The 24,728-nt window shown below is 70.1% G+C and carries 25 protein-coding genes and 2 pseudogenes; 19 read left to right on the forward strand and 8 right to left on the reverse strand.

From position 1 onward, the window contains the following. Positions 1-16: 16 nt before the first annotated feature. The 4 genes and pseudogenes from ACFYWY_RS10625 to ACFYWY_RS10640 all read left to right on the forward strand — a co-directional run bounded on the left by ACFYWY_RS10625 (position 17) and on the right by ACFYWY_RS10640 (position 3,202). Complete coding sequence (locus tag ACFYWY_RS10625; RefSeq protein WP_389182876.1) at positions 17-772, forward strand: SDR family NAD(P)-dependent oxidoreductase; 756 nt, start codon at positions 17-19, stop codon at positions 770-772. After that, complete coding sequence (locus ACFYWY_RS10630) at positions 769-1,830, forward strand: threonine aldolase family protein (protein ID WP_389183105.1); 1,062 nt, start codon at positions 769-771, stop codon at positions 1,828-1,830. Before ACFYWY_RS10625 ends, ACFYWY_RS10630 begins: the two co-directional genes overlap by 4 nt. Positions 1,831-1,908: 78 nt before the next feature. After that, a pseudogene (locus tag ACFYWY_RS10635) lies at positions 1,909-2,487 on the forward strand (transglutaminase family protein). A gap of 13 nt (positions 2,488-2,500) precedes the next feature. Beyond that, positions 2,501-3,202 carry a B3/4 domain-containing protein gene (locus tag ACFYWY_RS10640; protein WP_389182879.1) on the forward strand — a complete coding sequence of 234 codons (702 nt, stop codon included), beginning with the start codon at positions 2,501-2,503 and terminating at the stop codon, positions 3,200-3,202. A gap of 16 nt (positions 3,203-3,218) precedes the next feature. On the opposite strand, the gene ACFYWY_RS10645 is transcribed toward ACFYWY_RS10640, so the two are convergent. Both ACFYWY_RS10645 and ACFYWY_RS10650 read right to left on the reverse strand, forming a co-directional pair. Next, positions 3,219-3,941 carry a lysophospholipid acyltransferase family protein gene (locus ACFYWY_RS10645; protein ID WP_389182882.1) on the reverse strand — a complete coding sequence of 241 codons (723 nt, stop codon included), beginning with the start codon at positions 3,939-3,941 and terminating at the stop codon, positions 3,219-3,221. Positions 3,942-4,101: 160 nt separating this feature from the next. Beyond that, positions 4,102-4,224, reverse strand: a pseudogene (locus ACFYWY_RS10650) (DUF4395 family protein); the annotation flags it as partial. A gap of 74 nt (positions 4,225-4,298) precedes the next feature. On the opposite strand from ACFYWY_RS10650, the gene ACFYWY_RS10655 reads away from it, so the two are divergent. The 7 genes from ACFYWY_RS10655 (at position 4,299) to ACFYWY_RS10685 (ending at position 10,646) form a co-directional block, all read left to right on the forward strand. Next, positions 4,299-4,712 (forward strand): TlpA family protein disulfide reductase, encoded by a 414-nt coding sequence (locus ACFYWY_RS10655; protein ID WP_389182884.1) that lies wholly within the window; start codon positions 4,299-4,301, stop codon positions 4,710-4,712. A gap of 51 nt (positions 4,713-4,763) precedes the next feature. Then, entirely contained in the window at positions 4,764-4,865 is a 102-nt protein-coding gene (locus ACFYWY_RS10660) for a putative leader peptide (protein WP_389182886.1), read from the forward strand. Between the two features lie 46 nt (positions 4,866-4,911). Beyond that, on the forward strand, positions 4,912-5,421 hold the full coding sequence (locus ACFYWY_RS10665; RefSeq protein WP_389182889.1) for a flavin reductase family protein: 510 nt from the start codon (positions 4,912-4,914) through the stop codon (positions 5,419-5,421). A 219-nt stretch (positions 5,422-5,640) separates the two neighbouring features. Beyond that, a complete protein-coding gene (locus ACFYWY_RS10670) occupies positions 5,641-6,435 on the forward strand; it encodes an electron transfer flavoprotein subunit beta/FixA family protein (RefSeq protein ID WP_389182892.1) in 795 nt (264 codons plus the stop codon). Between the two features lie 58 nt (positions 6,436-6,493). Further along, positions 6,494-7,456, forward strand: a complete 963-nt coding sequence (locus ACFYWY_RS10675; RefSeq protein WP_389182895.1) for an electron transfer flavoprotein subunit alpha/FixB family protein — start codon at positions 6,494-6,496, stop codon at positions 7,454-7,456. A gap of 153 nt (positions 7,457-7,609) precedes the next feature. After that, on the forward strand, positions 7,610-8,908 hold the full coding sequence (locus ACFYWY_RS10680) for a DUF6986 family protein (protein WP_389182897.1): 1,299 nt from the start codon (positions 7,610-7,612) through the stop codon (positions 8,906-8,908). Positions 8,909-8,981: 73 nt separating this feature from the next. After that, positions 8,982-10,646 (forward strand): serine/threonine-protein kinase, encoded by a 1,665-nt coding sequence (locus ACFYWY_RS10685; RefSeq protein WP_389182900.1) that lies wholly within the window; start codon positions 8,982-8,984, stop codon positions 10,644-10,646. Here the strand turns inward: ACFYWY_RS10685 and ACFYWY_RS10690 are convergent. After that, entirely contained in the window at positions 10,632-11,618 is a 987-nt protein-coding gene (locus ACFYWY_RS10690) for a LacI family DNA-binding transcriptional regulator (RefSeq protein ID WP_389182903.1), read from the reverse strand. The two genes, ACFYWY_RS10685 and ACFYWY_RS10690, sit on opposite strands and share 15 nt — an antisense overlap. Positions 11,619-11,831: 213 nt before the next feature. Between ACFYWY_RS10690 and ACFYWY_RS10695 the strand changes: the two genes are divergently transcribed. The 4 genes from ACFYWY_RS10695 to ACFYWY_RS10710 all read left to right on the forward strand — a co-directional run bounded on the left by ACFYWY_RS10695 (position 11,832) and on the right by ACFYWY_RS10710 (position 16,681). Beyond that, entirely contained in the window at positions 11,832-12,797 is a 966-nt protein-coding gene (locus ACFYWY_RS10695; protein WP_389182906.1) for an ROK family protein, read from the forward strand. A gap of 601 nt (positions 12,798-13,398) precedes the next feature. Then, on the forward strand, positions 13,399-14,694 hold the full coding sequence (locus ACFYWY_RS10700) for an ABC transporter substrate-binding protein (RefSeq protein ID WP_389183108.1): 1,296 nt from the start codon (positions 13,399-13,401) through the stop codon (positions 14,692-14,694). Positions 14,695-14,927: 233 nt separating this feature from the next. After that, positions 14,928-15,764 (forward strand): carbohydrate ABC transporter permease, encoded by an 837-nt coding sequence (locus ACFYWY_RS10705; protein ID WP_389182909.1) that lies wholly within the window; start codon positions 14,928-14,930, stop codon positions 15,762-15,764. Next, the gene (locus ACFYWY_RS10710; RefSeq protein WP_389182912.1) at positions 15,761-16,681 is read left to right on the forward strand and encodes a carbohydrate ABC transporter permease; all 921 of its coding nucleotides are present in this window, start codon (positions 15,761-15,763) and stop codon (positions 16,679-16,681) included. Before ACFYWY_RS10705 ends, ACFYWY_RS10710 begins: the two co-directional genes overlap by 4 nt. Before the next feature lie 56 nt (positions 16,682-16,737). On the opposite strand, the gene ACFYWY_RS10715 is transcribed toward ACFYWY_RS10710, so the two are convergent. Then, entirely contained in the window at positions 16,738-16,914 is a 177-nt protein-coding gene (locus tag ACFYWY_RS10715; RefSeq protein ID WP_389182915.1) for a hypothetical protein, read from the reverse strand. Positions 16,915-17,145: 231 nt separating this feature from the next. Between ACFYWY_RS10715 and ACFYWY_RS10720 the strand changes: the two genes are divergently transcribed. Continuing rightward, positions 17,146-18,180, forward strand: a complete 1,035-nt coding sequence (locus ACFYWY_RS10720) for an NUDIX domain-containing protein (RefSeq protein WP_389182918.1) — start codon at positions 17,146-17,148, stop codon at positions 18,178-18,180. On the opposite strand, the gene ACFYWY_RS10725 is transcribed toward ACFYWY_RS10720, so the two are convergent. Continuing rightward, positions 18,154-18,849, reverse strand: a complete 696-nt coding sequence (locus ACFYWY_RS10725) for an MBL fold metallo-hydrolase (RefSeq protein WP_389182921.1) — start codon at positions 18,847-18,849, stop codon at positions 18,154-18,156. The genes ACFYWY_RS10720 and ACFYWY_RS10725 overlap by 27 nt on opposite strands. 96 nt (positions 18,850-18,945) lie before the next feature. Next, positions 18,946-20,310, reverse strand: coding sequence for a dipeptidase (locus ACFYWY_RS10730; RefSeq protein WP_389182924.1), 1,365 nt, complete (start codon positions 20,308-20,310; stop codon positions 18,946-18,948). A gap of 142 nt (positions 20,311-20,452) precedes the next feature. Between ACFYWY_RS10730 and ACFYWY_RS10735 the strand changes: the two genes are divergently transcribed. Further along, positions 20,453-21,670: a geranylgeranyl reductase family protein gene (locus ACFYWY_RS10735; protein ID WP_389182927.1), complete on the forward strand. Its 1,218-nt coding sequence runs from the start codon at positions 20,453-20,455 to the stop codon at positions 21,668-21,670. 224 nt (positions 21,671-21,894) lie between these two features. Here ACFYWY_RS10735 and ACFYWY_RS10740 read toward each other — a convergent pair whose 3' ends face one another. Continuing rightward, the gene (locus tag ACFYWY_RS10740) at positions 21,895-22,344 is read right to left on the reverse strand and encodes a nitroreductase family deazaflavin-dependent oxidoreductase (RefSeq protein ID WP_389182929.1); all 450 of its coding nucleotides are present in this window, start codon (positions 22,342-22,344) and stop codon (positions 21,895-21,897) included. A 224-nt stretch (positions 22,345-22,568) separates the two neighbouring features. Here ACFYWY_RS10740 and ACFYWY_RS10745 point away from each other — a divergent pair, with 224 nt between their 5' ends. Both ACFYWY_RS10745 and ACFYWY_RS10750 read left to right on the forward strand, forming a co-directional pair. Continuing rightward, a complete protein-coding gene (locus ACFYWY_RS10745) occupies positions 22,569-23,798 on the forward strand; it encodes a sensor histidine kinase (RefSeq protein ID WP_389182932.1) in 1,230 nt (409 codons plus the stop codon). Next, on the forward strand, positions 23,795-24,460 hold the full coding sequence (locus tag ACFYWY_RS10750) for a response regulator (RefSeq protein ID WP_389182935.1): 666 nt from the start codon (positions 23,795-23,797) through the stop codon (positions 24,458-24,460). The genes ACFYWY_RS10745 and ACFYWY_RS10750 overlap by 4 nt, the downstream gene beginning before the upstream one ends. Here the strand turns inward: ACFYWY_RS10750 and ACFYWY_RS10755 are convergent. Then, positions 24,421-24,696, reverse strand: a complete 276-nt coding sequence (locus ACFYWY_RS10755; protein ID WP_389182938.1) for a DUF6332 family protein — start codon at positions 24,694-24,696, stop codon at positions 24,421-24,423. The two genes, ACFYWY_RS10750 and ACFYWY_RS10755, sit on opposite strands and share 40 nt — an antisense overlap. Positions 24,697-24,728: the final 32 nt, after the last annotated feature.

Genomic DNA, 24,728 nt, shown 5'->3' on the forward strand with positions numbered 1-24,728 from the left:
GGAGGAGACTGGGACCATGAACGGAAACGGAAACAGTCGGCTTGAGGGCGCAGTGGTCGCGGTCGCGGGAGCGGGGGGCCCGGCCGGCCGGGCCGCCCTGCTGCGGCTGGCCGAGGCCGGTGCGACAGTCGTGGCCTCCGACGCGGACGCGGGGCGGCTGGCCGAGGCCGTCGACGACGCCCGGTACGCGCACGGCGGCGCGACCGTCACCGGGGACACTGTCGACCTTCTCGATCTGAACGCCACCCGGGAGTGGGCGGACAAGACCGAGAAGGAGTTCGGCAGGATCGACGGTCTGGTCCATCTCGTCGGCGGCTGGCGCGGCGGCGCCACCTTCGCCGAAACCGACCTTGCCGACTGGCAGCTTCTCGAAAAGCTTCTGATCCGCACGGTCCAGCACACCTCCCTCGCCTTCCACGACGGGCTGCTGCGCAGCGACCGCGGCCGCTATGTGCTGATCAGCGCGGCCGGCGCCAGCAAGCCGACCGCGGGCAACGCCGCGTACGCCGCGTCCAAGGCGGCGGCCGAGGCATGGACGCTTGCGCTTGCCGACTCCTTCCGCAAGGCGGGGGGCGAGGAGGGGCCGAAGGCGGCGGCTGCGATCCTGGTCGTCAAGGCACTGGTGCACGACGCGATGCGCGCCGAGCGCCCGAATTCGAAGTTCGCGGGCTTCACGGACGTGACGGAACTGGCCGAGGCCATCGCCGGAGTCTGGGACCGGCCCGCCCGGGAAGCGAATGGACAGCGTCTGTGGCTGACCCCCAAACCGTGAAGACCGACGCCCGACGCCACCATGACCCCGAGGTACGCGGCTTCGCCAGCGACAATTACGCGGGCGCGCACCCCGAGATCCTCGCGGCGCTCGCCGTCGCCAACGGCGGTCACCAGATCGCCTATGGCGAGGACGCGTACACCGAGCACCTGCAGCGGGTCATGCACAGCCACTTCGGGCCGACGGCCGAGGCCTTCCCGGTCTTCAACGGCACCGGTTCCAACGTCACGGCGCTCCAGGCGCTCACCGACCGCTGGGGCGCGGTGATCTGCGCCGAGTCCGCGCACATCAACGTCGACGAGGGCGGCGCGCCGGAGCGGATGGGCGGGCTGAAGCTGCTGACCGTACCGACCCCGGACGGCAAGCTCACGCCCGAGCTCATCGATCGGCAGGCGTTCGGCTGGGACGACGAGCACCGGGCGATGCCGCAGGTCGTGTCCATCGCCCAGAACACCGAGCTGGGCACGGTTTACACCCCCGCCGAGATCCGCGCGATCTGCGAGCACGCCCACGAACGGGGCATGAAGGTCCATCTGGACGGGGCCCGGATAGCGAACGCCGCGGCGTCGCTGGACGTCCCCATGCGGACCTTCACCAACGCCGTCGGCGTCGATGTGCTCTCCTTCGGCGGCACGAAGAACGGCATGCTCTTCGGCGAGGCCGTCGTCGTCCTGAACCCGGACGCGGTGAGCCATATGAAGCATCTGCGGAAGCTGTCGATGCAGCTCGCCTCCAAGATGCGCTTCGTATCAGTGCAGTTGGAGGCGCTGCTGGCGCGCGATCTCTGGCTGCGCAATGCCCGGAATGCCAACACCATGGCCCAGCGCCTGGCCGCGGGCGTCCGCGCCGTCGACGGTGTGGAGATCCTCCACCCCGTCCAGGCCAACGCCGTCTTCGCGCGTCTTCCGCACGATGTGAGCGCGCGGCTGCAGAAGCGCTTCCGCTTCTACTTCTGGGACGAGGCGGCCGGTGACGTCCGCTGGATGTGCTCCTTCGACACCACCGAGGACGATGTGGACGCCTTCGTGCAGGCGCTGAAGGAAGAGATGGCCAAGTAGCCTCGGATATTGCATAGGTATGCGGCCGATCGGAAAGTGATTGACTTCCGGTCGGCCACTTCCTTAGGGTCGGCAGGCATGGAGCTGATCCAGCAGAACCCTGAACTGGCCGGGTATCTCGCCGTCGACGAGGCGATCGACCATGAACACCCGCTGGTACGGGAGACGGCCGGGCCGCCTGCGTACCGAAGTTGCCGGTGTATACGCATACGCCAAGGCGGCTTTCGAGTTCGTGCGCGACACCATCCCGCACTCGCATGATGCGGGGGACATGCGCGTCACCTGGCGCGCCTCCGACGTGCTGGAGCAGCGGACCGGCATCTGCCACGCCAAGCCCATGCGCTGACCGCGCTGCTGCGCGCGGAAGGCATCCCTGCCGCCCTGTGCTACCAGCGACTGGGTGTCGTCCACGGGCTCGTGGCCGTGCGACTGCCGGGGCGGGGGCGGTGGTCGCGGCAGGATCCGCGCGGGAACAAGCCCGGAGTCGACGCGCAGTTCTCACTCGATGTGGAGCGGCTGGCCTTTCCGGTGCAATCGGGGTCCAACGATTTAGACTATCCGGTACTCTATGCTGCACCACACCCGGCCGTGCTCCAAGCGCTCCAGACCGTGTCGGACCGCGAGTCGCTCTGGCTGCAACTTCCCACCGAACTGTGAGGCATCCCCGACCATGACGCTCGCACTCACCGTCTCCGACGAGGTCAGGGACCTCGCGCCCGGCTTCGTCCATCTCGCGGTCGAGGCGCGCGGCCTGGTCAACGGGCCCAGCAACGCCGACAGTTCTGCCCTGCTCGACGCCGCCGCCCGCCGGCTCGCCGAGCGCCTGGACGGACGCGCCCCGCACGTGGACCCCCACATGGCCGCCTGGCGGGCCGCGTACTCCGCCTTCGGCGCCAAGCCGTCCCGTACCCGCAACTCCGCCGAGGCGCTGGCCAAGCGGGCACTCGCCGACGGCGGGCTGCCGCGCATCAACGTGCTGGTCGACCTCTACAACGCGATCAGCGTGGCCCATCTCGTACCGGTGGGCGGCGAGGACACCGACCACATCAAGGGCGGGATGCGGCTCGTACGCGCCACCGGCCAGGAGCCGTTCGTCACCGTCGCGGGCGGCGAGGAGACCGTCGAGCACCCGGAGGCCGGCGAGGTCGTCTGGTGCGACGACGAAGGCGTCACCTGCCGGCGCTGGAACTGGCGTCAGGGAGTGCGTACCCGGCTCACCGAGGAGTCGGTGAACGCCCTCTTCCTGCTGGAGGCCATGGCTCCTACGACGATCGGCGAGCTCGAGGCCGCAGCCGCCGAACTCGCCGAGTCGCTGGAGAAGTTGAGTCCCGGAGCGCGGATCAGCGTCCGCGCGCCACAGACAGGGGCGTGACGATTCAGCCGGCCGCTCAGCCCGCCTCGCGGACCTCGGCCGGAGTCGGCGCCGTACCCCCGAGGTGCGCGGGCACCCACCAGGTGTCGCTCGCGTCCTTGGGGCGTACGGGATAGGCGCGCTGCGCGGCCTCGAGGAGTTCCTGAACCCGCTCGCGCAGCCGCCGTGTGATCGCGCCCGCGTACTGGTCGGCAGGAGCCTCCACGGGCTCGCCCACCCGGATGGTCACCGGGATGTGGCTGCGCCTGAAGTTGCGCGGGCGGCCCTTCGTCCAGATCCGCTGGGTGCCCCACAGCGCCATCGGGATCAGCGGAACGCCGGCGTCCTGGGCCAGCCGGGCCGCACCCGACTTGAAGGACTTGAGGGTGAACGACTGGGAGATCGTCGCCTCGGGGAAGACACCGATGATCTCACCCTTGCGCAGCGAGTCCAGCGCGTGCGAGTAGGCCGCCTCACCCTGCTTGCGGTCCACCGGAATGTGCTTCATGCCGCGCATCAGAGGGCCGGAGATCCTGTGCCGGAAGACGGAGTCCTTCGCCATGAAGCGCACCAGGCGCTTTTGGGGCAGCGCCGCGAGGCCGGTGAAGATGAAGTCCAGATAGCTGATGTGATTGCTCACCAGAACAGCACCGCCAGAGCGCGGGATGTTCTCCGATCCCTGAGTGTCGATCTTCAGGTCCAGCGCCTTGAACAGCGTGAGAGCGGCGCCGACGACCGGCCGATAGACGAGCTCTGCCATCTGGAGAGGGCCCTTCTGTTGTGCCTCGGGAGGGTTCTCCCGGCGGAAGTTACGCAGCCGTAGGTTTTCGGCATTGGGCAGATCGTGCCGCATACGCGGCGTGCTGACCAGTCCTGGCGCCTTGAGTGGGCGAGATTCTTCTCACGCGTTTCTTGTCACATCATGACCGGACAGCACTCGCCCGGCGCAGCATCAGATACATCTCGCACCCCAGGCAGTACCCGAATGCGGCATTGAGGAACGCGGCGGCCGACGCGCATCCGGTGCCGACGAGAGCGAGCCACCCTCAGCATCGCCCAGCGGCTCCTCGGTGCGACCGCGGGAATCTTTACAATCCTGTGAACGCTGCACGGGGGGATGACTGGACTTGTGGTGTCTGTGGTGGTGCTTGCGGCGGCGAGCGCCTTCGGGCTGTGGCAGCGGCGTAACGGCGGGAGGCTGAAGGTGCGGGGTCGGGACGCCCAAAGACGGCTCGGTGTGGCGGAGCTCGGTGTTGACCTGGGGCAGCGGGCGACGCTCGTCCAGTTCTCCAGCGCGTTCTGCCAGCCGTGCCGGGCGACGAGGCGCACCCTCGCCGAGATCGCGGAGATGGCCGACGGGGTCACCCATGTCGAGATCGACGCGGAGGAGCGGCTCGCTCTGGTGCGGGAGCTCGGCATCCTCAAGACGCCCACCGTGCTGGTTCTCGACGCGGGCGGCAACATCGTCACCCGGGCCTCCGGTCAGCCCCGCAAGGCGGATGTGATCGCCGCGCTAGGACAGGCGGTGTGACGCCTCGTGACTCGTGTCGCACATCGTGGAACGCACTTGACTGCTCGCGCCATGCAAAGTCACGCTGGCGCTGTGGTTCCACAACTCCTTCTCTACGGGCGGGTTCACGTCGACCTCGCACGGAACGCGAGTGCGTGCTGTCCGGCTGCCTGAGCAGCCACAGCCGCCCCGTTCGCATCCCTTGCAGAAGGACAACTCCATGAGGGCTTCGCCCGAACTCGGCACACCTCAGCTGGCCTCTCCCGACCTGCTCCGCTCCGTCTTCCGGCAACACGCCGCTGGCGTCGCGGTGATCACCGCCCAGGGGAACGACAACCCCGTGGGATTCACCGCCACCTCTCTCAGCTCGGTAGCCGCCGATCCGCCGTTGATCTCCTTCGGTGTGGGCACGTCGTCCTCCAGCTGGCCGGTGATCGCCCGGGCCGAGCACATCGGCGTACACATACTCGGCGACCACCAGCAGGAGCTGGCCGCCACTTTCGCCCGCAGCGGCGCCGACCGCTTCGCGCCGCCCACCGACTGGCGCAGCGGCCCCGAGGACGTACCGGTGCTCGACGGCGTACTGGCGTGGCTGGTGTGCCGGATCATCAACCGCGTCCCGGCCGGGGACCATCGCATCGTGATCGCCGAGGCCGTCGTCGGCGACCCCGCGGGCGCCGGCCGGCCGCTGCTCTACCACCAGGGACGCTTCAACCGGCTGAAGGACTGAGAGTTTTCTGCCCCGAGATTTCCGCACCGCCGGTTACGCAGCGTTGGCAAGGTCACAGTTCAAAGCGCTTGCTTACTTGGAATGAACTGGATGTACTGGGCGTACTGGCGAGTAATATTTCGTTCGGAGCGCGGCCCGCCCCGACCGGGATCCGCCCCGTCAGACGCCTATGCTGCGTGCAAGGCAGCCCAGTAGAGACGATGCAGTAGGAGAGCCGGCGTGAGCTTGAGGATCGTTGTCTGTGTGAAGTACGTGCCCGACGCCACCGGCGACCGGCACTTCGCCGATGACCTGACCGTCGACCGCGACGACGTCGACGGCCTGCTGTCGGAGCTGGATGAGTACGCGGTCGAGCAGGCGCTGCAGATCGCCGACGAGGCGGACGACGCGGAGATCACCGTGCTGACCGTCGGTCCCGAGGACGCCAAGGACGCGCTGCGCAAGGCTCTGTCCATGGGTGCCGACAAGGCCGTCCACGTCGAGGACGACGACCTGCACGGCAGCGACGTCATGGGCACCTCGCTGGTGCTCGCCAAGGCGATCGAGAAGACCGGTTACGACCTGGTCATCGCAGGTATGGCCTCGACGGACGGCACCATGGGCGTGCTGCCGGCGATTCTCGCCGAGCGCCTGGGCGTTCCGCAGGTCACGCTGCTCTCCGAGGTCTCCGTCGAGGGTGGCCCCAACGGCACTGTGAAGGGCCGCCGTGACGGCGACACCGCGAGCGAGCAGCTCGAGGCGTCCCTGCCGGCCGTCGTGTCCGTGACGGACCAGTCGGGCGAGGCCCGCTACCCGTCCTTCAAGGGCATCATGGCCGCCAAGAAGAAGCCGGTGGAGTCCCTGGACCTGGAGGACCTCGAGATCGACGCCGACGAGGTCGGCCTCGAGGGCGCCTGGACCGCTGTGGACTCGGCCGCCGAGCGTCCGGCCCGTACCGCCGGCACGATCGTCAAGGACGAGGGCGAGGGCGGCAAGCAGCTCGCGGAGTTCCTCGCGAGCCAGAAGTTCATCTGAGCTTCGGTCATATCCCCAACCGCCCCCAGATACTTCGCATTCGCAGGAGAGCAATCCCATGGCTGAAGTTCTCGTCTATGTCGACCACGTGGACGGCGCCGTCCGCAAGCCCACCCTCGAGCTGCTGACCCTGGCCCGCCGCATCGGCGACCCGGTCGCCGTCGCCCTCGGCTCCGGCGCCGAGGCCACCGCCCCCGCGCTCGCCGAGCACGGCGCGGTCAAGGTCCTGACCGCCGACGCCCCCGAGTTCGCCGACTACCTCGTCGTGCCGAAGGTGGACGCGCTGCAGGCCGCGTACGAGGCCGTCTCGCCGGCCGCCGTGCTCGTCCCGTCCTCCGCCGAGGGCAAGGAGATCGCGGCCCGCCTCGCGGTCCGCATCGGCTCCGGCATCATCACCGACGCCGTCGACATCGAGGCCGGCGACGAGGGCCCGGTGGCCACGCAGTCCGCGTTCGCAGCCTCCTTCACCACCAAGTCCCGTGTCTCCAAGGGCACTCCGGTCATCACGGTCAAGCCGAACTCGGCCGCCGTGGAGGCCGCTCCGGCCGCGGGCGCCGTCGAGGCGCTCGCCGTCTCCTTCTCCGAGAAGGCCACCGGCACCAAGGTCGTCTCCCGCACCCCGCGCGAGTCCACCGGCCGTCCCGAGCTGACCGAGGCCGCGATCGTGGTCTCCGGCGGCCGCGGCGTCAACGGCGCCGAGAACTTCCACGTCATCGAGGCGCTGGCCGACTCGCTCGGCGCGGCTGTCGGCGCTTCGCGCGCCGCGGTGGACGCCGGCTGGTACCCGCACTCCAACCAGGTCGGCCAGACCGGCAAGTCGGTCTCCCCGCAGCTGTACATCGCCTCGGGCATCTCCGGCGCGATCCAGCACCGGGCCGGCATGCAGACCTCGAAGACCATCGTGGCCATCAACAAGGACGCCGAGGCCCCGATCTTCGATCTGGTCGACTACGGCGTGGTCGGCGACCTCTTCGAGGTCGTCCCGCAGTTGACCGCAGAGGTCCAGGCACGCAAGGGCTGACCTCAGCCTTCTGTACGGCCCCGGGGCCGCGCGGTGATCTTCACCGCGCGGCCCCCGCCTGTTGCGGGGGACCATTGACGCAGGTCATGACCGCCGACTAACTTCGCTATACGGATTGTTGATTCCGTGGTGCGGAAAACAGGAGGATGCGGGATGGGTCAGCAGGAGAAGGTGGCAACGAGCCTCGCCGGAGCGGTCAGCGAGGACATCAGCGCCTCCCTCGCACCGGTGGACGCGGAGCTCGCCCGCCGCTACCCGGGAGACCCCGGCACCCGCCAGCCCGTCCACACGGTCTACGTACCCGGTGACGTCTTCGCCGCCGACACCATCCGTTCCTGGGGCGACCAGGCGCTCGCCGCGCTCGACGAGCACGCCCCGGACGCCGCGTCCCTCGCCGAAGCCCTCGGCCTCTCCGGCGAGCTCGCGGCCCCGGTGTACGACCGCGTACGGGCCAAGCTGGAGCGCGAGCCCATCGAGGACCTGCGCGTCGACTTCGAGGACGGCTACGGCGGCCGCGGCGACGCCGAGGAGGACGCGCACGCGGCCCGCGCCGCCCGGCTGATCAACGAGGCGTACGCGCAGGGCACCGCCGCCCCGTACATGGGCATCCGCATGAAGTGCATGGAGGCCGCCGTACGCGACCGGGGCATCCGCACTCTCGACGTCTTCCTCACCGGCCTCATCGAGACCGGCGGGCTGCCCGGCGGGCTCGTCCTGACCCTCCCCAAGGTCACCTACACCGAGCAGGTCACCGCGATGGTGCGGCTGCTGGAGGAGTTCGAGAAGGCGCGCGGTCTGGACGCGGGCCGGATCGGCTTCGAGATCCAGATCGAGACCAGTCAGTCCATTCTCGCCGCCGACGGCACCGCCGCCGTGGCGCGGATGATCGACGCCGCCGACGGGCGGGCCACCGGCCTGCACTACGGCACCTTCGACTACAGCGCCTGCCTCGGCGTCAGCGCCGCCTACCAGGCCAGCGACCACCCGGCCGCCGACCACGCCAAGGCCGTCATGCAGGTCGCGGCCGCGGGCACCGGCGTACGCGTCTCGGACGGCTCCACAAACGTCCTGCCGGTCGGCACCACCGAGAAGGTCCACGACGCCTGGCGGCTGCACTACGGCCTGACCCGCCGCGCCCTGGCCCGCGCCTATTACCAGGGCTGGGACATGCACCCCGGCCACCTGCCGACCCGCTACGCCGCCGTGTTCGCCTTCTACCGCGAAGGCTTCGAGCAGGCCGCCGCGCGGCTGTCCGCGTACGCCAACCACGCGGGCGGCGACGTCATGGACGAGCCCGCCACCGCCAAGGCGCTCAGCGGCTATCTGCTGCGCGGCATCGACTGCGGCGCACTCGACACCGCGGAGGTCGCCCGGCTCACCGGTCTGACCCGTGCCGATCTGGACGGATTCGCGTCGCCGCGCCGAGGGGACCTCACGGCCACAGCCAAGTAACAGCCGCCGGAGCCGTCACCCGCCGCCCCTTAGTCTGTACGCGACAACAGTCGCAACAAGGATCGGGGCAACGGTGTCTTCGGGGGAGAACGAGCGGCTCGCTGGCCGTTACCGGGTGATCGAACAGCTGGGCCGCGGCGGCATGGGCGTCGTCTGGCGAGCTGTCGACGAGGTGCTCGGCCGCGAAGTAGCCGTCAAGGAACTGCGCACCTACAACGACTCGTCCGGCCCCGAACTGGCCGCCCTCAGAGTGCGGATGCAGCGCGAGGCCCGCGCCGCGGCCCGTGTACGCCACCCCGCGGTCATCGCCGTCCACGACGTCACCGAACACGAGGGCCGACCGGTCATCGTGATGGAGTTCATCGACGGCCCCTCGCTGGACGATGTGCTCAGCGAGCGCGGAGTCATGGACGCGCGCGAGGTCGCCGCAATCGGAGCCCAGGTGATGGAGGCGCTGGGCGCCGCCCACCGCGCCGGGGTGCTGCACCGGGATGTGAAGCCCGGCAATGTGCTGCTGGACCGCGGGGGCCGGGTGGTGCTCACCGACTTCGGCATCGCGGCGATGGACGATCCCGGCGACGGCTCCTCCACCCGTCTGACGCGCAGCGGCGAACTGGTCGGCTCGCTCGACTACTTGGCGCCCGAGCGCGCCCAGGGCCAGGACCCCGGTCCCGCGTCCGACATCTGGGCACTCGGCGCCACGCTGTACGCGGCAGTGGAGGGGGCGGCACCCTTCCGCCGCACCTCCACCTGGTCGACGCTGAACGCGATCGTCGTGGAGCCGCTGCCCGAACCGATGCGGGCCGGCGCGCTCGGTCCCGTACTGCGGCAGCTGATGCACAAGGACCCGGCGCAGCGCCCCGACGCCGACACCGCCGCGCGGCTGCTCGCCGCCGTGGCGGCGGGCGAGGACACCGACGCCTCGACCGTGTCGTTGGGGACAGTGCTGCCGGCCCCACCGGACCCGGCGACCCGGGTGCCGACCGGGCTCCACGCGACGCCGCACCGGCCCGACGGCTTCGGCGCCGCGGCGGCGCAGACCCCGGCCCCGCCCGCTCCCGCGCAGATGACCGCGCCGGCTCCGGTTGCGCCCCTCGCGTCCGAAGGCCGCGGTCGCGGTCGCGGGAGGGTCATGGTGGCGGCCGGAGTCGTCGCCGTCCTGCTCGCCGGCGGAGGTGTGACGTACGCCCTCGTCAACCGTGACGCATCAGGCGGCCAGGAGCTCGCGGGGCGGACCGACGGCCCGGCGGCGAGTTCGAGCGCACCCGGGAGCCCCGGCGCGAGCGCCTCCGGCGGCAAGCAGAGCCCGGGCGCCAAGCCCACCGAACAGGGCCCCACCAAGTCGCCCAGTCAGTCGGCCGAGCCGCCCGCGCCAGGCAAGGGAACCGGAGGATCGGTCTCCGGCGGCTCGGCCAACGGCGGTTCGCCGACCGGGGGTTCCGACCCGGCCCCGGCGCCCGTCTGCCACTCGATCGGCGGCGGCAAGTACAACTGCCAGGTCTGGAAGCAGGCGAAGTCGTACACCGCGTCCGGCACCGAGAAGGGGGTGCTCAACGAGGGCGCCAACTACTTCTACTGCCAGCAGAATATGGGCCGCCGCGAGACCTCCGGCCAGTGGACGAACGTCTGGTGGGCCAAGACCGACGACGACAGCGGCAACACCGATGTCTTCGTCAGCGACGTCTACATCGAGGGCGGCGACAACGACCAGCCGGTGCCGGGCCTACCCGTCTGCTGACGGCGGGATCTCGCCCGAGCCGCGCGGGATGAGCACCGTCTTCAGCGCCACCTGCGAGGGCTCGTCGTCCGCGCCGTCGAGGCGGCGGAACAGCCGTTCCGCGGCGGTACGCCCCAGGGCAGCCGCGTCCTGGGCTATGACCGTGATGCCCAGCAGGTCGGCGAGTTCGATGTCGTCGAAGCCGACCAGGGCGACCGGCCGTTCGTGCTCGGCCAGGACCCGTACCGCCGTGACCGTCACCCGGTTGTTGCCCGCGAAGACGGCGGTGACCGGGGCGGGCCCCGCCAGCATCGCGGTGACGGCGGCCCGCACCCGCTCGGGCGCGGTGGAACCCAGCGAGACCCAGGACTCGTCCACATCGAGCCCCGCGTCCTCCATGGCGGTGCGATAGCCGCGCAGCCGCTCGACGGCCGTGTGGATCCTCGGTTGGTCGCCGATGAAGCCGATACGGCGGTGGCCGTGCGCGATCAGATGGGCCACGCCGGCACGGGCGCCGCCGAAGCTGTCGGAGAGCACCGCGTCCGCGTCGATCTGCCCGGCCGGGCGGTCCACGAACACCGTCGCGACGCCCGCCTTGATCTCCGGCTCCAGATAGCGGTGGTCGTGGCCGGCCGGGATCACGATCAGCCCGTCGACCCGGCGGGCGCACAGGGCCAGCACCAGCTCCTGCTCGCGGTCCGGGTCCTCGGCGCTGGAGCCGTTGATGAGCAGCGCGCCGTGGGCCCGGGCGACCTCCTCGACGGCGCGGCTCAGGGGGCCGTAGAACGGGTCCGCGAGGTCCTCCAGGACGAGTCCGACGGAGGCGGTGCGGCCCTTGCGCAGCACGCGCGCACTGTCGTTGCGGCGAAAGCCGAGGGACTCGATCGCCTCCTGCACCCGGCGCTCGGTGTCGGGTGTGACACCCGGCTCCCCGTTGACCACTCGCGAGACCGTTTTGAGGCCTACGCCGGCGCGTGCGGCGACGTCTTTCATGGTCGGCCGATTGCCGTAGCGGGACTCGGGCCCTCGGGGGCGCCCCGGCGATGGCAGGGGATGGTCGGTCTCGGCCACAGTGCGCTGTCCTGTCGTCGTCCGGGGTGTGCAAGGGTGTGGCGTCGAGCATAGGCCCTGGACAACGTTGTCAGGGGAATGGACACTGTTACTGAAGCCGCAGGTCCGACCAGCTCCCCGGGGGATCCGACACCGATGCATACCGACCTAGTCGCCGCGCTCGACATCGGCGGCACCAAGATCGCCGGCGCGTTGGTGGACGGCAGCGGCAGGATCCTCGTGCGGGCCCAGCGCCCGACACCTGCCCAACAGGACGGCGAGACGGTGATGCGCGCCGTCGAGGGCGTCCTCGCCGAGCTGGCCGTCTCCCCGCTGTGGTCGCGCGTGTCGGCAGTGGGCATCGGCAGCGCCGGTCCGGTGGACGCGTCCGCCGGCACCGTCAGCCCGGTCAACGTCCCGGGCTGGCGTGCCTTTCCGCTGGTCGCGCGGGTGCGCAGGGCCGTCGGCGGCCTCCCCGTCGAGCTGGTGGGCGACGGCGTCGCGATGACGGCGGCCGAGCACTGGCAGGGTGCGGCCCGCGGCTACGACAACGCCCTGTGCATGGTGGTCTCCACCGGCGTCGGCGGCGGGCTCGTCCTCGGTGGGAAACTTCACCCCGGCCCCACCGGCAACGCCGGGCACATCGGCCACATCAGCGTCGACCTGGACGGCGATCTGTGCCCCTGCGGCGCGCGCGGCTGCGTCGAGCGCATCGCCAGCGGCCCGAACATCGCGCGCCGGGCGCTGGAGGGCGGCTGGCAGCCGGGCCCCGACGGTGACACCTCCGCGGCCGCGGTGGCCGCCGCTGCCCGGGCCGAAGACCCGGTCGCCGTCGCCTCCTTCGAGCGCGCGGCCCAGGCGCTCGCCGCCGGTATCGCCGCCACCGCCACGCTCGTGGAGATCGAGATCGCGGTGATCGGCGGGGGAGTGGCGAACGCGGGCGAGGTGCTCTTCGCCCCGCTGCGCCGTTCGCTGCGCGACTACGCCACGCTCTCCTTCGTACAGCGGCTGACCGTGGCTCCGGCCCTGACGGGCACGGACGCGGGTCTGGTGGGCGCGGCGGCTGCGGCCTCGCTCGGGCGGGCCGACGAGGCGGCAGCGGTGGTGAGCAGCCGGTCCTAGGCGTTGTCCGGGGATTCGGGGCGCCTGCGGCGGGCCCACGCGGCGGAGCCGCGAAATCGGATACAGCCCCACCCCGCCCTCCCCCTACGCGCTGCGGGCGTGGGGGACCCCATCCCGAAGCCGGGGGCAAGCCCCCAGACCCGTATGCGACTTCGGCCGCATGTCCTCAAACGCCGGACGGGCTGCATGCTCCGCGGCCCGGCGCGGGTTCGGCCGGCGCGGCCGGGGCGTCCGAGGCGACGGCCTCAGTACCCAGTCCTTCCGCGCTGAGCATCGCGGCGGCCAGCGCTCCGACGACTCCAGGACGGGTAGTGCGGGTGGGAAGGTGACGCATCGTTATGTTCCTCCGTACTCGCGCATATTGGGATGACGGCATGTGCCATTCAGTGGCGAGCGTTTACGGTAGGCCGTGTTGGAGTCTGTTGGATGAGATGCGGTAACGGTTGTTCGATATCTCGCCAAAACCCTTGACGACACCCCTTCTTGGGGGTGGGATCCAATCCTCGCGTTGGGTTGTGTTGAGTTGCACCCCGGAGGAGGGAACATGGCGCAGTCATCGTTCAACGGTTCTGCCGCGCCCGGGAGCGTGGCAGGACATCGGATGTCCCGGCGGAATCTGCTGCGGGGTGCGGCGGCGGGTGCAGGTGCGATCGCGCTGCCCTCGTTGCTCGCCGCCTGCGGCAGTGGTCCCGGCGGGGACGGCAAGACCATCACCATGGGGTCCAACTCGTCCGACCCGGTGCCGAAGAAGGCGTTCGCCGACGCCTTCGCCGCGTACGCGAAGCAGTCCAAGGACGGCCGGAAGGTCAAGGTCAACACCGTTGACCACAACACCTTCCAGGAGAACATCAACCGCTATCTGCAGGGCAAGCCGGACGATGTCTTCATGTGGTTCGCGGGCTACCGCATGCAGTTCTTCGCCAAGAAGGGGCTGCTGCACGACATCAGCGACAACTGGGAGAGCTACCAGGGCTTCTCGCCTGCTCTCAAGGCCCAGTCGACGGGCGAGGACGGCAAGCAGTACCTCACGCCGTACTACTACTACCCGTGGGCCGTCTTCCACCGCAAAAGCGTCTTCCAGCAGTACGGCTACCAGGCACCCAAGACGCTCGACGAGTACATCGCTCTCGCCAAGCAGATGCAGAAGGACAAACTCGTCCCCATCGCGTTCTGCGACAAGGACGGCTGGCCCGCGATGGGCACGTTCGACTACATCAACATGCGCAGTAACGGATACGAGTTCCACAAGAACCTCATGGCGGGCAAGGAGGCGTGGACCGACAAGCGCGTCAAGGACGTCTTCGACACCTGGCGCAGCCTCCTCCCGTACTGCCAGCCCGGTGCCAACGGCCGCACCTGGCAGGAGGCCGCCACCAGTCTGCAGAAGAAGCAGACGGGCATGGCGGTCTTCGGACTCCCGCACCCCGGCGCGCAGTTCCCCAAGGCCGAACAGGCCGACATCGACTTCTTCCCCTTCCCGGTGATCAACCCGGAGCACGGCCAGGACGCCGTCGAGGCGCCCATCGACGGCTTCCTGCTCGCGAAGAAGTCCAAGAACCTCAAGAACGCGAAGAACATGGAGAGCGCCAAGGACCTGCTGAAGTGGCTGGCCACCGGCAAGGCGGAGGACATCTACCTCGCCAGTGACCCCAACAACATCGCCGTGAGCGACGAGGCAGACCTCTCGAAGTACACGCCGCTGCAGAAGAAGGCCGTCGAACTCGTCTCCGGCGCCAAGCAGATCTCGCAGTTCCTCGACCGCGACACCAGGCCGGACTTCTCGTCGACCGTGATGATCCCGGCCATTCAGACCTTCATCAACAAGCCGAAGGACGTGGACGGGTTGGTCAACAGCATCGAGAGGCAGAAGAAGACCATCTTCGCCTCCGCAGACTGACCGACGCCGGCCAAACCGACTTGGAGTCACCAGCCGTGCCGCTGACGCGATCTCCCGGGGGACAACCCCCGGACCGGCCCCCTCGGCCCTACGGGTCCGGGGGGACCCACAGCCCGGAACCGAAGACGGGCACCCCGAAGGACACCGGGGGGCGAACGAAGGCGAGCGTCCCGCGGCGCGCCGCACGACGAGGGCCGCGGCGGTTCACCCGTCGTGACCTCGCCGTTCTCAGCGTGCTGCTGGGCATACCGGTCCTGCTCGACGTGGCCATCGTGTGGGGGCCGACCCTCGCCTCCGTCGTGCTCTCCTTCACCAGCTGGGACGGCATAGGAGACATCTCCTGGGTCGGCACGGAGAACTACGAGACCCTCTTCACCAGCTATCCGCAGTTCTGGCCGGCCGCCCGCCACAACCTGCTCTGGCTGGCCTTCCTCGGACTGATCGCCACCCCGTTCGGACTGCTGCTCGCCGTCCTCATCGACAAGGGCGTACGGTTCAGCCGCTTCTACCAGTCGACGCTGTACATGCCGGTCGTGCTCTCGCTCGCCGTCGTCGGATTCATCGCCCAACTGGTCTTCTCCCGCGACCAGGGGGCGCTCAACGCGATCCTCGCCGACACCGAGTCTCCCACCGACTGGCTCGGCGACCCCGACCTCAACCTCTGGATGATCCTGCTGGCCGCCGCCTGGCGGCACACCGGCTATGTGATGATCCTCTACCTTGCCGGGCTGAAAGCGGTCGACCCCTCGCTGAAGGAAGCCGCCGCCATCGACGGCGCGAGCGAGACGCAGACCTTCTTCCGCGTCGTCTTCCCGACCCTGCGGCCCGTCAATGTCATCGTCGGCGTCATCACCGTCATCGAAGCGCTGCGCGCCTTCGACATCGTCTACGCCGTCAACAAGGGCAGAAACGGCCTGGAGCTGCTCTCGGTCCTCGTCACCGACAACATCATCGGCGAAGCCAGCCGGATCGGATTCGGCTCGGCCATCGCCGTCGTGCTGCTGCTCGTCTCCATGGGATTCGTCGTGACGTATCTGGTCCAGGAGATCCGTGGGGAGAAGAACCGATGACGCTCGAAACCGCCCCGGCGCCCGCCGCGCCCCCGGCAATTGCCGCGGCGCCCCGCAAGCGCCTGGTCCGCCCCGGCCGGCTCGGCCTGCACGCCTTCCTGATGACCGTCTCGCTGGCGTTCCTCGCGCCGCTGCTGCTCGCGGTCTACGCCTCACTCAGGCCGTACGACGAGACCTCCGAGCACGGGTACTTCTCACTGCCGAAGAAGCTCTCCTTCGACTACTACCAGCAGGCCTTCAGTGACTCGGGAATGATGAAGTACTTCATCAACACCCTCATCATCGCCGTGCCCGGAGTGCTGCTGGCGCTCTTCTTCGCGTCGTTCGTGGCCTTCGCCGTGTCACGGCTGAGGATGCGCGGCTCCATGGTGCTGCTGATGCTCTTCACCGCGGGCAACCTGCTGCCCCAGCAGGTGATCGTCACTCCGCTGTACGTGCTGTTCAACCGCATCCCGCTGCCGTACTGGATGTCCGACTCGATGACGATGTTCGACTCGTTCTGGGCCGTCATCTCCGTACAGGTCGGCTTCCAGATCGGGTTCTGCGTCTTCGTCCTCGCCAACTTCATGCGGACCCTGCCGCAGGAGATCCTGGAAGCGGCGATCGTGGACGGCGCGAGTGTGTGGACGCAGTACTGGCGCATCACGCTGCCGCTGTGCCGCCCGGCCCTCGCGGCGCTCGGCACGCTCCAGTTCACCTGGATGTACAACGACTTCCTGTGGGCGCTCGTCTTCATCTCCGACGGCGACAAGCTCCCCATCACCTCGGCGCTGAACAACCTCCGCGGCCAGTTCTTCACCGACTACAACCTGCTCGCCGCGGGCTCGGTGATCGTGGCACTGCCGACGCTGGTGGTATTCCTCCTGCTGCAGCGGCACTTCATCGCCGGGCTCACCCTCGGCTCCACCAAGGGCTGACGGGCACGGTCCCCGTCCCGTGTCCGGGGCGGGGGCCTTGCCGCGTCCTGCACGTCCTAGGTGACCGCGTCCGCGGTCTGCCTGGGCAGGACGACCAGGAACGCATCCGATTCGAGGTCCATCACGACCTCCGCCGCCAGACCCTCGTCCCGGCGGGCCCGGGCGAATTCCTCGGCCGGCCAGCTTCCACGCGGGCCCCCGGCGGGAAACCTCTCCAGTACCGTACGGCGCATCCCACACCCCCCTTTGTCTCACCGGTTCCAACGGCGCTTCGCATACGGGTGTCACGGTCGGGCGAGCCGTCCGTTCGTACGGTGAGACGCACCGGGGCGCCGGACGGCTGTCGTGAACCGGCAACAGCAAGGGCACAGTTGTGTCCGCGATCAGCCTGCCGGCTCCCGACAGGGGTTTCCGTGGCAGGGTGTTGCGGGCAATCCACTGTGGGCTACGGAAGAGGGGGAACCGTGATCGTCTGGATCAACGGTGCGTTCGGAGCGGGCAAGACGAGTACCGCGCGCGAACTGATCGATCTGATCCCGAACAGCACGCTGTACGACCCCGAACTCATCGGCGGCCACCTGCGCCACCTGCTGCCGCCGAAGCGCCTCGCCGAGGTGAGCGACTACCAGGATCTGCCGATCTGGCGGCGGCTCGTGGTGGACACCGCGGCGGCGCTGCTGGCCGAGCTCGGCGGTGTGCTGGTGGTGCCGATGACCCTGCTGCGTCAGGAGTACCGCGACGAGATCTTCGGCGGGCTCGCCTCCCGCCGGATCGCCGTGCGGCATGTGCTGCTTCGACCGGAGGAAACGATCCTGCGCGCGCGGATCGCCACCCGCGAAGAGCCGGACATCCCGGACGCCGACCAGCGCGTCAGACAGTGGGCGTACGACCACATCGAGCCCTATCTCGCCGCCCTGGACTGGATCGGCGCAGACGCGCACGTCGTCGACACCAGCCGGCTGGACCCGCACGAGACGGCGGAGCACATAGCCGAGGCGGTACGGAACGGGGACGCCGCGGTCTGCCAGATCGTGCAGACGCCCGAGCCGACCGCAGAAACCCTCGCCGCCGGAGTGCTGCTCTTCGACGAGGAGGACCGGGTGCTCCTCGTCGACCCGACCTACAAACCCGGCTGGGAGTTCCCGGGCGGAGTCGTCGAACGGGGCGAGGCACCCGCGCGCGCCGGAATGCGCGAGGTGGCCGAAGAGCTCGGCATCGAACTCGCCGAGGTGCCAAGCCTGTTGGTGGTCGACTGGGAGCCGCCGCGGCCGCCCAGGTTCGGCGGTCTGCGGCTGCTCTTCGACGGCGGACGGCTGCACAGCGCCGAGGCCGGACGGGTGCTGCTGCCCGGAGAGGAGCTGCGCGCCTGGCGATTCGTAGGCGAGCAGGAGGCGGCGCAGCTGCTGCCGCCGACCCGCTATGAGCGGCTCCGCTGGGCGCTGCGGGCGCGCGAGCGGGGGACCGTGCTCAACCTAGAAGCCGGGATTCCCGTCGGCTGAGGCACGCAACACCGCCCCGGCATCCTCGGTGAGGGGATCACCGTGCCCGAAGCAGACGGTGGACGGCGCGAGCGAGGCAAGCCGGCGCATCGACGCCTCGGCCTGTGCGCGGTCGACGTTGAAGACGCCCAGCATCACCTGACCCACGGCCGCGACGCAGTCGCCCGTGAACAGCACGCCGTGGCGGGGGAGATGGATGCCGATGGAGCCATCGGTGTGGCCGGGGGCATGGACCACCACGGCCCCGTCGCCGAAGCCGAGCTCGTCGCCGTCCTCGAGCTCGTGGTCGACGCGGGTGGGCGGGGCGGGCGGCACCGTGAGCCCGTGCTCGTACAGCGGAACCTCCCAGTCGAGCAGGACCGGTTCGGGGACGGGCTGCTCGCCGCGGACGACGGGGGCGTCGAGGCGGTGGGCCAGTACCTCGGCCCCGTACCGGTCCGCCAGCTCCTCGGCCGCGCCCACATGGTCCCGGTGGCAGTGGGTGAGCACGATGCGGTGGAGGGAACGGGGGCTTTGGCCGGTGCTCCGTATCGCCTTCTCGATGTCAGCGGCGGCATGCACATTCCCCGCGTCGATCAGGGTCAGCTCGTCGCCGTCGCGCCACAGGTAGGCCTGGCCGATCGGGAAGCGGAACATGTGCAGTCGAGGCAGTACTTCGATGAAGTCCATGCGTCGAACGTACGCAGCGTCGTACGCCCGCCGCACGGACTACGCTTGCGGCGATCTACGCTGAGCGCTTAAGCCCGCTGGCGCCAGGCCGCTCGCTCAAGCCTTCTTGGACTCGGCGTAGTTGACCAGGAACAGCGCCTCCGCGACGGAGAGCCGCTCCAGTTCCTCGGGCGAGACGGACTCGTTCACCGCGTGGATCTGCGCCTCCGGCTCGCTCAGGCCGATCAGCAGGATCTCCGCATCGGGGTAGAGCGCGGCGAGGGTGTTGCAGAGCGGAATCGAGCCGCCCATGCCGGAGGCCTGCATCTCCTGACCCGGGTACGCGACGCGCATCGCCTCGGCCATCGAGGTGTACGCGGGACTGGTGACGTCCGCCAGGAACGCCTGGCCCTGACCGACCTGTTCCATCGACACCCGGGCGTTCCACGGCGTGTGCTTCTCGATGTGCGAGAACAGCAGCTCGGTCGCCTCGGCGGCGTCCTGGCCGGGCGGCACGCGCAGGCTGATCTGCGCCCGGGCGCTCGCCGGGATGGAGGGGGTCGCGCCGGCCACCGGGTGGCAGTCGATGCCGATCACGGTGACGGCGGGACGCGCCCAGATGCGGTCGGCGACCGTGCCGTTGCCGGTCAGGCCGACACCGTCGAGAACCCTGGCGTCCTTGCGGAACTCGCCCTCGGGGTACTGCAGACCGTCCCACTGCGCCTGCGCCGGGAGGCCGTCGATCACCGTCGAGCCGTCCTCTGCACGCAGCGAGTCCAGTACGCGGATGAGCGCGGCCAGCGCGTCGGGCGCGGCTCCGCCGAACTGGCCCGAGTGCAGATTGCCCTCAAGGGTGTCGATCTGGACGCGGATCATGGTCATGCCGCGCAGCGTCGCCGTCACGGTGGGCAGGCCCACCCGGAAGTTCCCGGTGTCGCCGATCACGACGGCATCGGCCGTCAGCAGCTCCGGGTGCGCCTCGGCGTACTGCTCCAGACCGCCCGTGCCCTGCTCCTCCGAGCCCTCCACGATCACCTTCACGGTGACCGGTATGCCGCCGTTCGTCCTGAGGGCGCGCAGGGCGAGCAGATGCATGATGAAGCCGCCCTTGCAGTCGGCGGCGCCACGCCCGTACCAGCGGCCGTTCCGCTCGGTCAGCTCGAACGGCGGGGTCACCCACGCGGACTCGTCCAGCTTCGGCTGCACGTCGTAGTGCGCGTACAGCAGCACCGTCGGCGCACCCTCAGGGCCGGGCAGCAGCCCGTACACCGACTGCGAACCGTCGGGGGTGTCGAGCAGTGCGACCTCCTGGAATCCCTCGGTGCGCAGCGCTTCCGCCACCCAGTGCGCGGCGGCCTCGCACTCACTCCGCGGAGCCACGGCCTCGTCCGCCACCGATTGGAAGGCCACCAGCTCGGTCAGCTCCGCCTTGGCGCGGGGCATCAGTGAGGCGATGGTCTCAGCGATCGGATTCGCGGTCATGGGCACGCTCCTTGTGGGTGCGACGTTGTGCGATGTGTGTACGGCGAATGTGTGGTTGATCCTCCCACGGGCAGGAAGTGACCGCGCCGTAGGATGCCGTCGAGACCATGGTCACGCACCGGATCGGGAGCAGAAGCAGATCGTGAGCAGCGAGAACGCAGAGGCCGTAGGAGAGCACGGCGAGCCGGTGTGGGATGTCGTCGTGGTCGGCGCGGGGCCCGCCGGGGCCTCGGCGGCCTATGCGGCGGCAGTCGCCGGCCGTCAGGTGCTCCTGCTGGAGAAGGCCGAGCTGCCCCGCTACAAAACCTGCGGCGGAGGGATCATCGGCCCCTCGCGCGACAGCCTGCCGCCCGGCTTCGAGCTGCCGCTGCTGGACAGGGTGCACGCCGTCACCTTCTCGCTGAACGGCAGGCTGTCGCGTACGCGCCGCTCCAAGCGGATGCTCTTCGGCCTCATCAACCGTCCCGAGTTCGACGCCGGTCTGGTAGAGCAGGCGCAGAAGGCGGGCGCCGTGCTGCGTACGGGCGCGACGGTCTCCCGGGTCGAACAGCACGGACCCGCCGTGCCGGACCGGCGCACGGTCGCGGTGGTGCTGGCGGACGGCGAGACGGTGCTCGCGCGTGCGGTCGTCGGCGCGGACGGCAGTGCCAGCCGGATAGGGGCGCACGTCGGGGTGAAGCTCGACCAGGTGGACCTCGGTCTGGAGGCGGAGATTCCGGTACCGGCGACGGTGGCAGAGGACTGGGCGGGGCGGGTGCTCATCGACTGGGGACCGATGCCCGGGAGTTACGGCTGGGTGTTCCCCAAGGGGCAGACGCTCACCGTCGGGGTGATCTCGGCCCGCGGCGAGGGCGCGGCGACCAAGCGGTATCTGGAGGACTTCATCGCGCGGCTGGGGCTCGCCGGGTTCGAGCCGGCGATCTCCTCGGGGCATCTGACCCGGTGCCGCAGCGACGACTCGCCGCTGTCGCGCGGACGGGTGCTGGTCTGCGGTGACGCGGCCGGGCTCCTTGAGCCGTGGACCCGGGAAGGCATCTCCTTCGCGCTGCGGTCGGGGCGGCTCGCGGGGGAGTGGGCGGTACGGGTCTCGGAGGCCCACGACGCCGTGGACGCCCGTCGGCAGGCGCTGAACTACGCGTTCGCGATCAAGGCGGGACTGGGCGTGGAAATGGGGGTCGGCCGGCGCATGCTCGCCCTCTTCGAGCGCCGCCCGGGGCTGCTGCACGCGGCGATCACCGGCTTCAGGCCCGCGTGGAAGGCGTTCGCGGACATCACGCGCGGATCGACGACGCTGGCCGGGATTGTGCGTACGCATTCGATGGCGCGGCGGGCGCTGGAAGCGATGGACCGGCGCGCCTAGTGATCGGGGCGGAGGCGCCCTGGCGGCAGCCTGAGCGGTTCACGCGGGCGCTCGGCACACTCGGCCCGGGCGGCGCATCGGCCTGCTCGTCTCACGCGGGGCAGGCGGGCTGAGCGGTTCACGCGGCTGCTCGGCGCGCTCTGGCTGCTCGGCGCATCGGCCTGCCCGGCTCGCGCCGGCTGCTCGGCGCACTCGCGTTGAGCAGCGCACCTGCACTCAGCGGCTCACTTGGTCACGGTGATCCGGAAGACGGGGTGCTTGTGCGCCGCGGCGAGCAGCTCCTCGTCCGTGGACTTGGCGTTGATCTCCCCGAAGAACCGGCCGACCTCCCAGCCCCAGCGCTCGAGGTAGCTGCGTAGCAGGGCGGGCTTCTCCTCGTCCGGCAGCTCCACCGCGGTGAACTGCCCGGTCTTGCGGCCGACTCGAAGCTTCCCGCCGCCCGCGGCGCGCAGATTGCGCACCCACTGGGAGTGGCCGCGCGCCGAGATCAGGAACGGGCCGCCCTCGTAGGGGAGCGGGTTCACCGGGATGCGCCGCCACTCGCCGCTGGTGCGGCCGCGTACGGAGAGCTCCGCGGTGCCCATCAGGCTGATGCCGCGGCGGGCGAGCCAGCCGATGGCGCCGTTGACGATGTTGTCGAAGCGGCCGGGCTTGATGTAGTGCCCCTGCGACATGGCGATCTCCCTGCGTCAGCTGGTGTGAGCGAGCAGTGCTCTCCGTCGGGAGCAGTCTGCACCGGATCGACGTCGGCTTCGCCCTGATCTTCACTGTTCGCGACGCCCACCGCAACACGCACTTGTGCAGGCCGCGACCCCTATGCCGTACTGCGCAGGGAGTACACGTGATCGCCACGCCTGGCTGATGCCCCCGCGACCGGGCCCGGTCTAGCGTGGCCGTTATGGAAGAGCAGCGCACCGGCATATGCGGTGGTCCCCCGTGGGCACGGGGCGGACCACCGCGCTTGCGTCATTGGGAGGAACGGCGCAATGCCGCCAGACTGCCCTGGCCGTCGACTCTCGCCGTGGCCGTGTTCGCCATGGCGGGGTCGGCGTTCGCGGCGCAGGGCCAGCCGGAGCGCGAGCCGCTGGACGCGTTCGCGCGGGTGCTGCTGCTGGCGGGCCCCGCCCTGCTTCTGCTGCGCAACCGATGGCCGGTCGTCTCCGTCTTCGGCGTCTCGGCGGTGACGCTCGTCTACTTCGGTGCGGGCTATCCCTACGGACCGGTCCTCTTGACCCTCGCCGTGGCCGCTTTCGCGGCGGTCGTCTCCGGGCACCGGCGCGCTGCCTGGTGGGCCATCGGCGGTTTCTGGGTGGGGCATGTGCTGATCGGGCACTGGCTCTACCACTATCTGCCACCCGGGAAGGACGACGCCACGCCCTGGGGGCAGGACCTGCTCATCGCCGCCTGGGCGGTGGCGATCCTCGCGGCCTGTGAGCTCGTACGCGTACGACGTGAGGTCTGGGCTCGTGAGCGCGAGGAGCGCGCAGCCGCAGAGAAGCGCCGCGCGGACGAGGAGCGGCTGCGGATCGCGCGCGAACTGCACGACGTCCTCGCGCACTCCATCTCGGTCATCAACGTCCAGGCGGGAGTCGGCCTCGCGCTCCTGGACACGAACCCCGAGCAGGCCCGGACCGCGCTCACCACCATCAAGGCGGCGAGCAAGGAGGCGCTGGGCGAGGTGCGCCAGGTCCTCGACACGCTGCGTACGCCCGGAGACGCCCCGCGTGCGCCCGCGCCCGGTCTCGACCGGCTGCCCGAGCTCGTGGAACAGGCCGCGAGCGCCGGACTGGGCGTCGAGGTCGTGACGCAGGGCGAGCGTGCCGCGCTGCCGCCCGGCACCGACCTCGCCGCCTTCCGGATCGTCCAGGAGGCCCTGACCAACGTCGTACGGCACTCGGGATCGCGCACCGCGCGGGTGCGGATCGCGTACGCGCCCGGCCGGCTCGGTCTGCGGATCGACGACGAAGGCCCGGCCACCGCTTCGGACGCGGGCGGCAGCGGTAACGGCCTCGTCGGAATGCGGGAGCGGGCCGCCGCGCTCGGTGGCACGATCGAGGCCGGTCCACGGCCGGACGGCGGCTTCCGGGTGTTGGCCGACCTCCCTGTGCAGCCTAAGGAGACGATGTGATCCGGGTACTGCTCGCCGACGATCAGCTTCTGGTCAGGGCAGGGTTCAGGGCGCTGCTCGATGCGCAGCGGGACATCGAGGTGGCGGGCGAGGCCGCCGACGGTGAGGAGGCGGTGCGGCTGGTGGGCGAACTGCGCCCCGACGTCGTGCTGATGGACATCCGGATGCCGGTGCTGGACGGCCTCGCCGCCACCCGCCGGATCACGGGGGACGAGCGGCTGGACGGCGTGAAGGTGGTCATGCTCACCACCTTCGAGCTCGATGAGTACGTCTTCGAGGCGATCCGCTCCGGCGCGTCGGGCTTTCTGGTGAAGGACACCGAACCGGAGGAACTGCTGCGTGCGGTACGGGCGGTGGTGGAGGGGGACGCGCTGCTCTCCCCGGGCGTGACGCGCCGGCTCATCGCGGAGTTCGCGGCCCGCTCCAAGCCGCCCGCGGAGGCCGAGCGCCTCGGCGAGCTCACCGAACGGGAGCGCGCGGTGATGGCCCTGGTCGGCATCGGCCTCTCCAACGAGGAGATCGCCCGCCGACTGGTCGTCAGCCCGCTCACCGCCAAGACCCATGTGAGCCGCACCATGGTCAAGCTCGGCGCCCGCGACCGGGCCCAACTGGTCGTGCTGGCCTATGAGTCGGGGCTGGTGCGACCGGGCTGGCTCGGCTGACCGGGCGCTCGGGAGAAGCGCCACAGCACGGTCACCACGCGCACGACGAAGACGATCGCGGCCGCTGCGCCGCCCGCGACGAGCAGCCCGCGCTCGGCGGCGTACGGCATGGCGAACATCAGTTTCGGTCCCGCGATCGCCCCGAAGGTCAGTGCCGCGACCATGGTCGCGCTGATGAGCGCGTACCCGATCTCGACCGTCATCGCGTCCCGGTCCGCCTGTGTACGTCGCCCCATGACCGAAGTGTCCCAGGGGCGGCGGCCGACGG

The sequence above is a fragment of the Streptomyces sp. NPDC002870 genome, assembly GCF_042888505.1.
GTDB lineage: Bacteria > Actinomycetota > Actinomycetes > Streptomycetales > Streptomycetaceae > Streptomyces.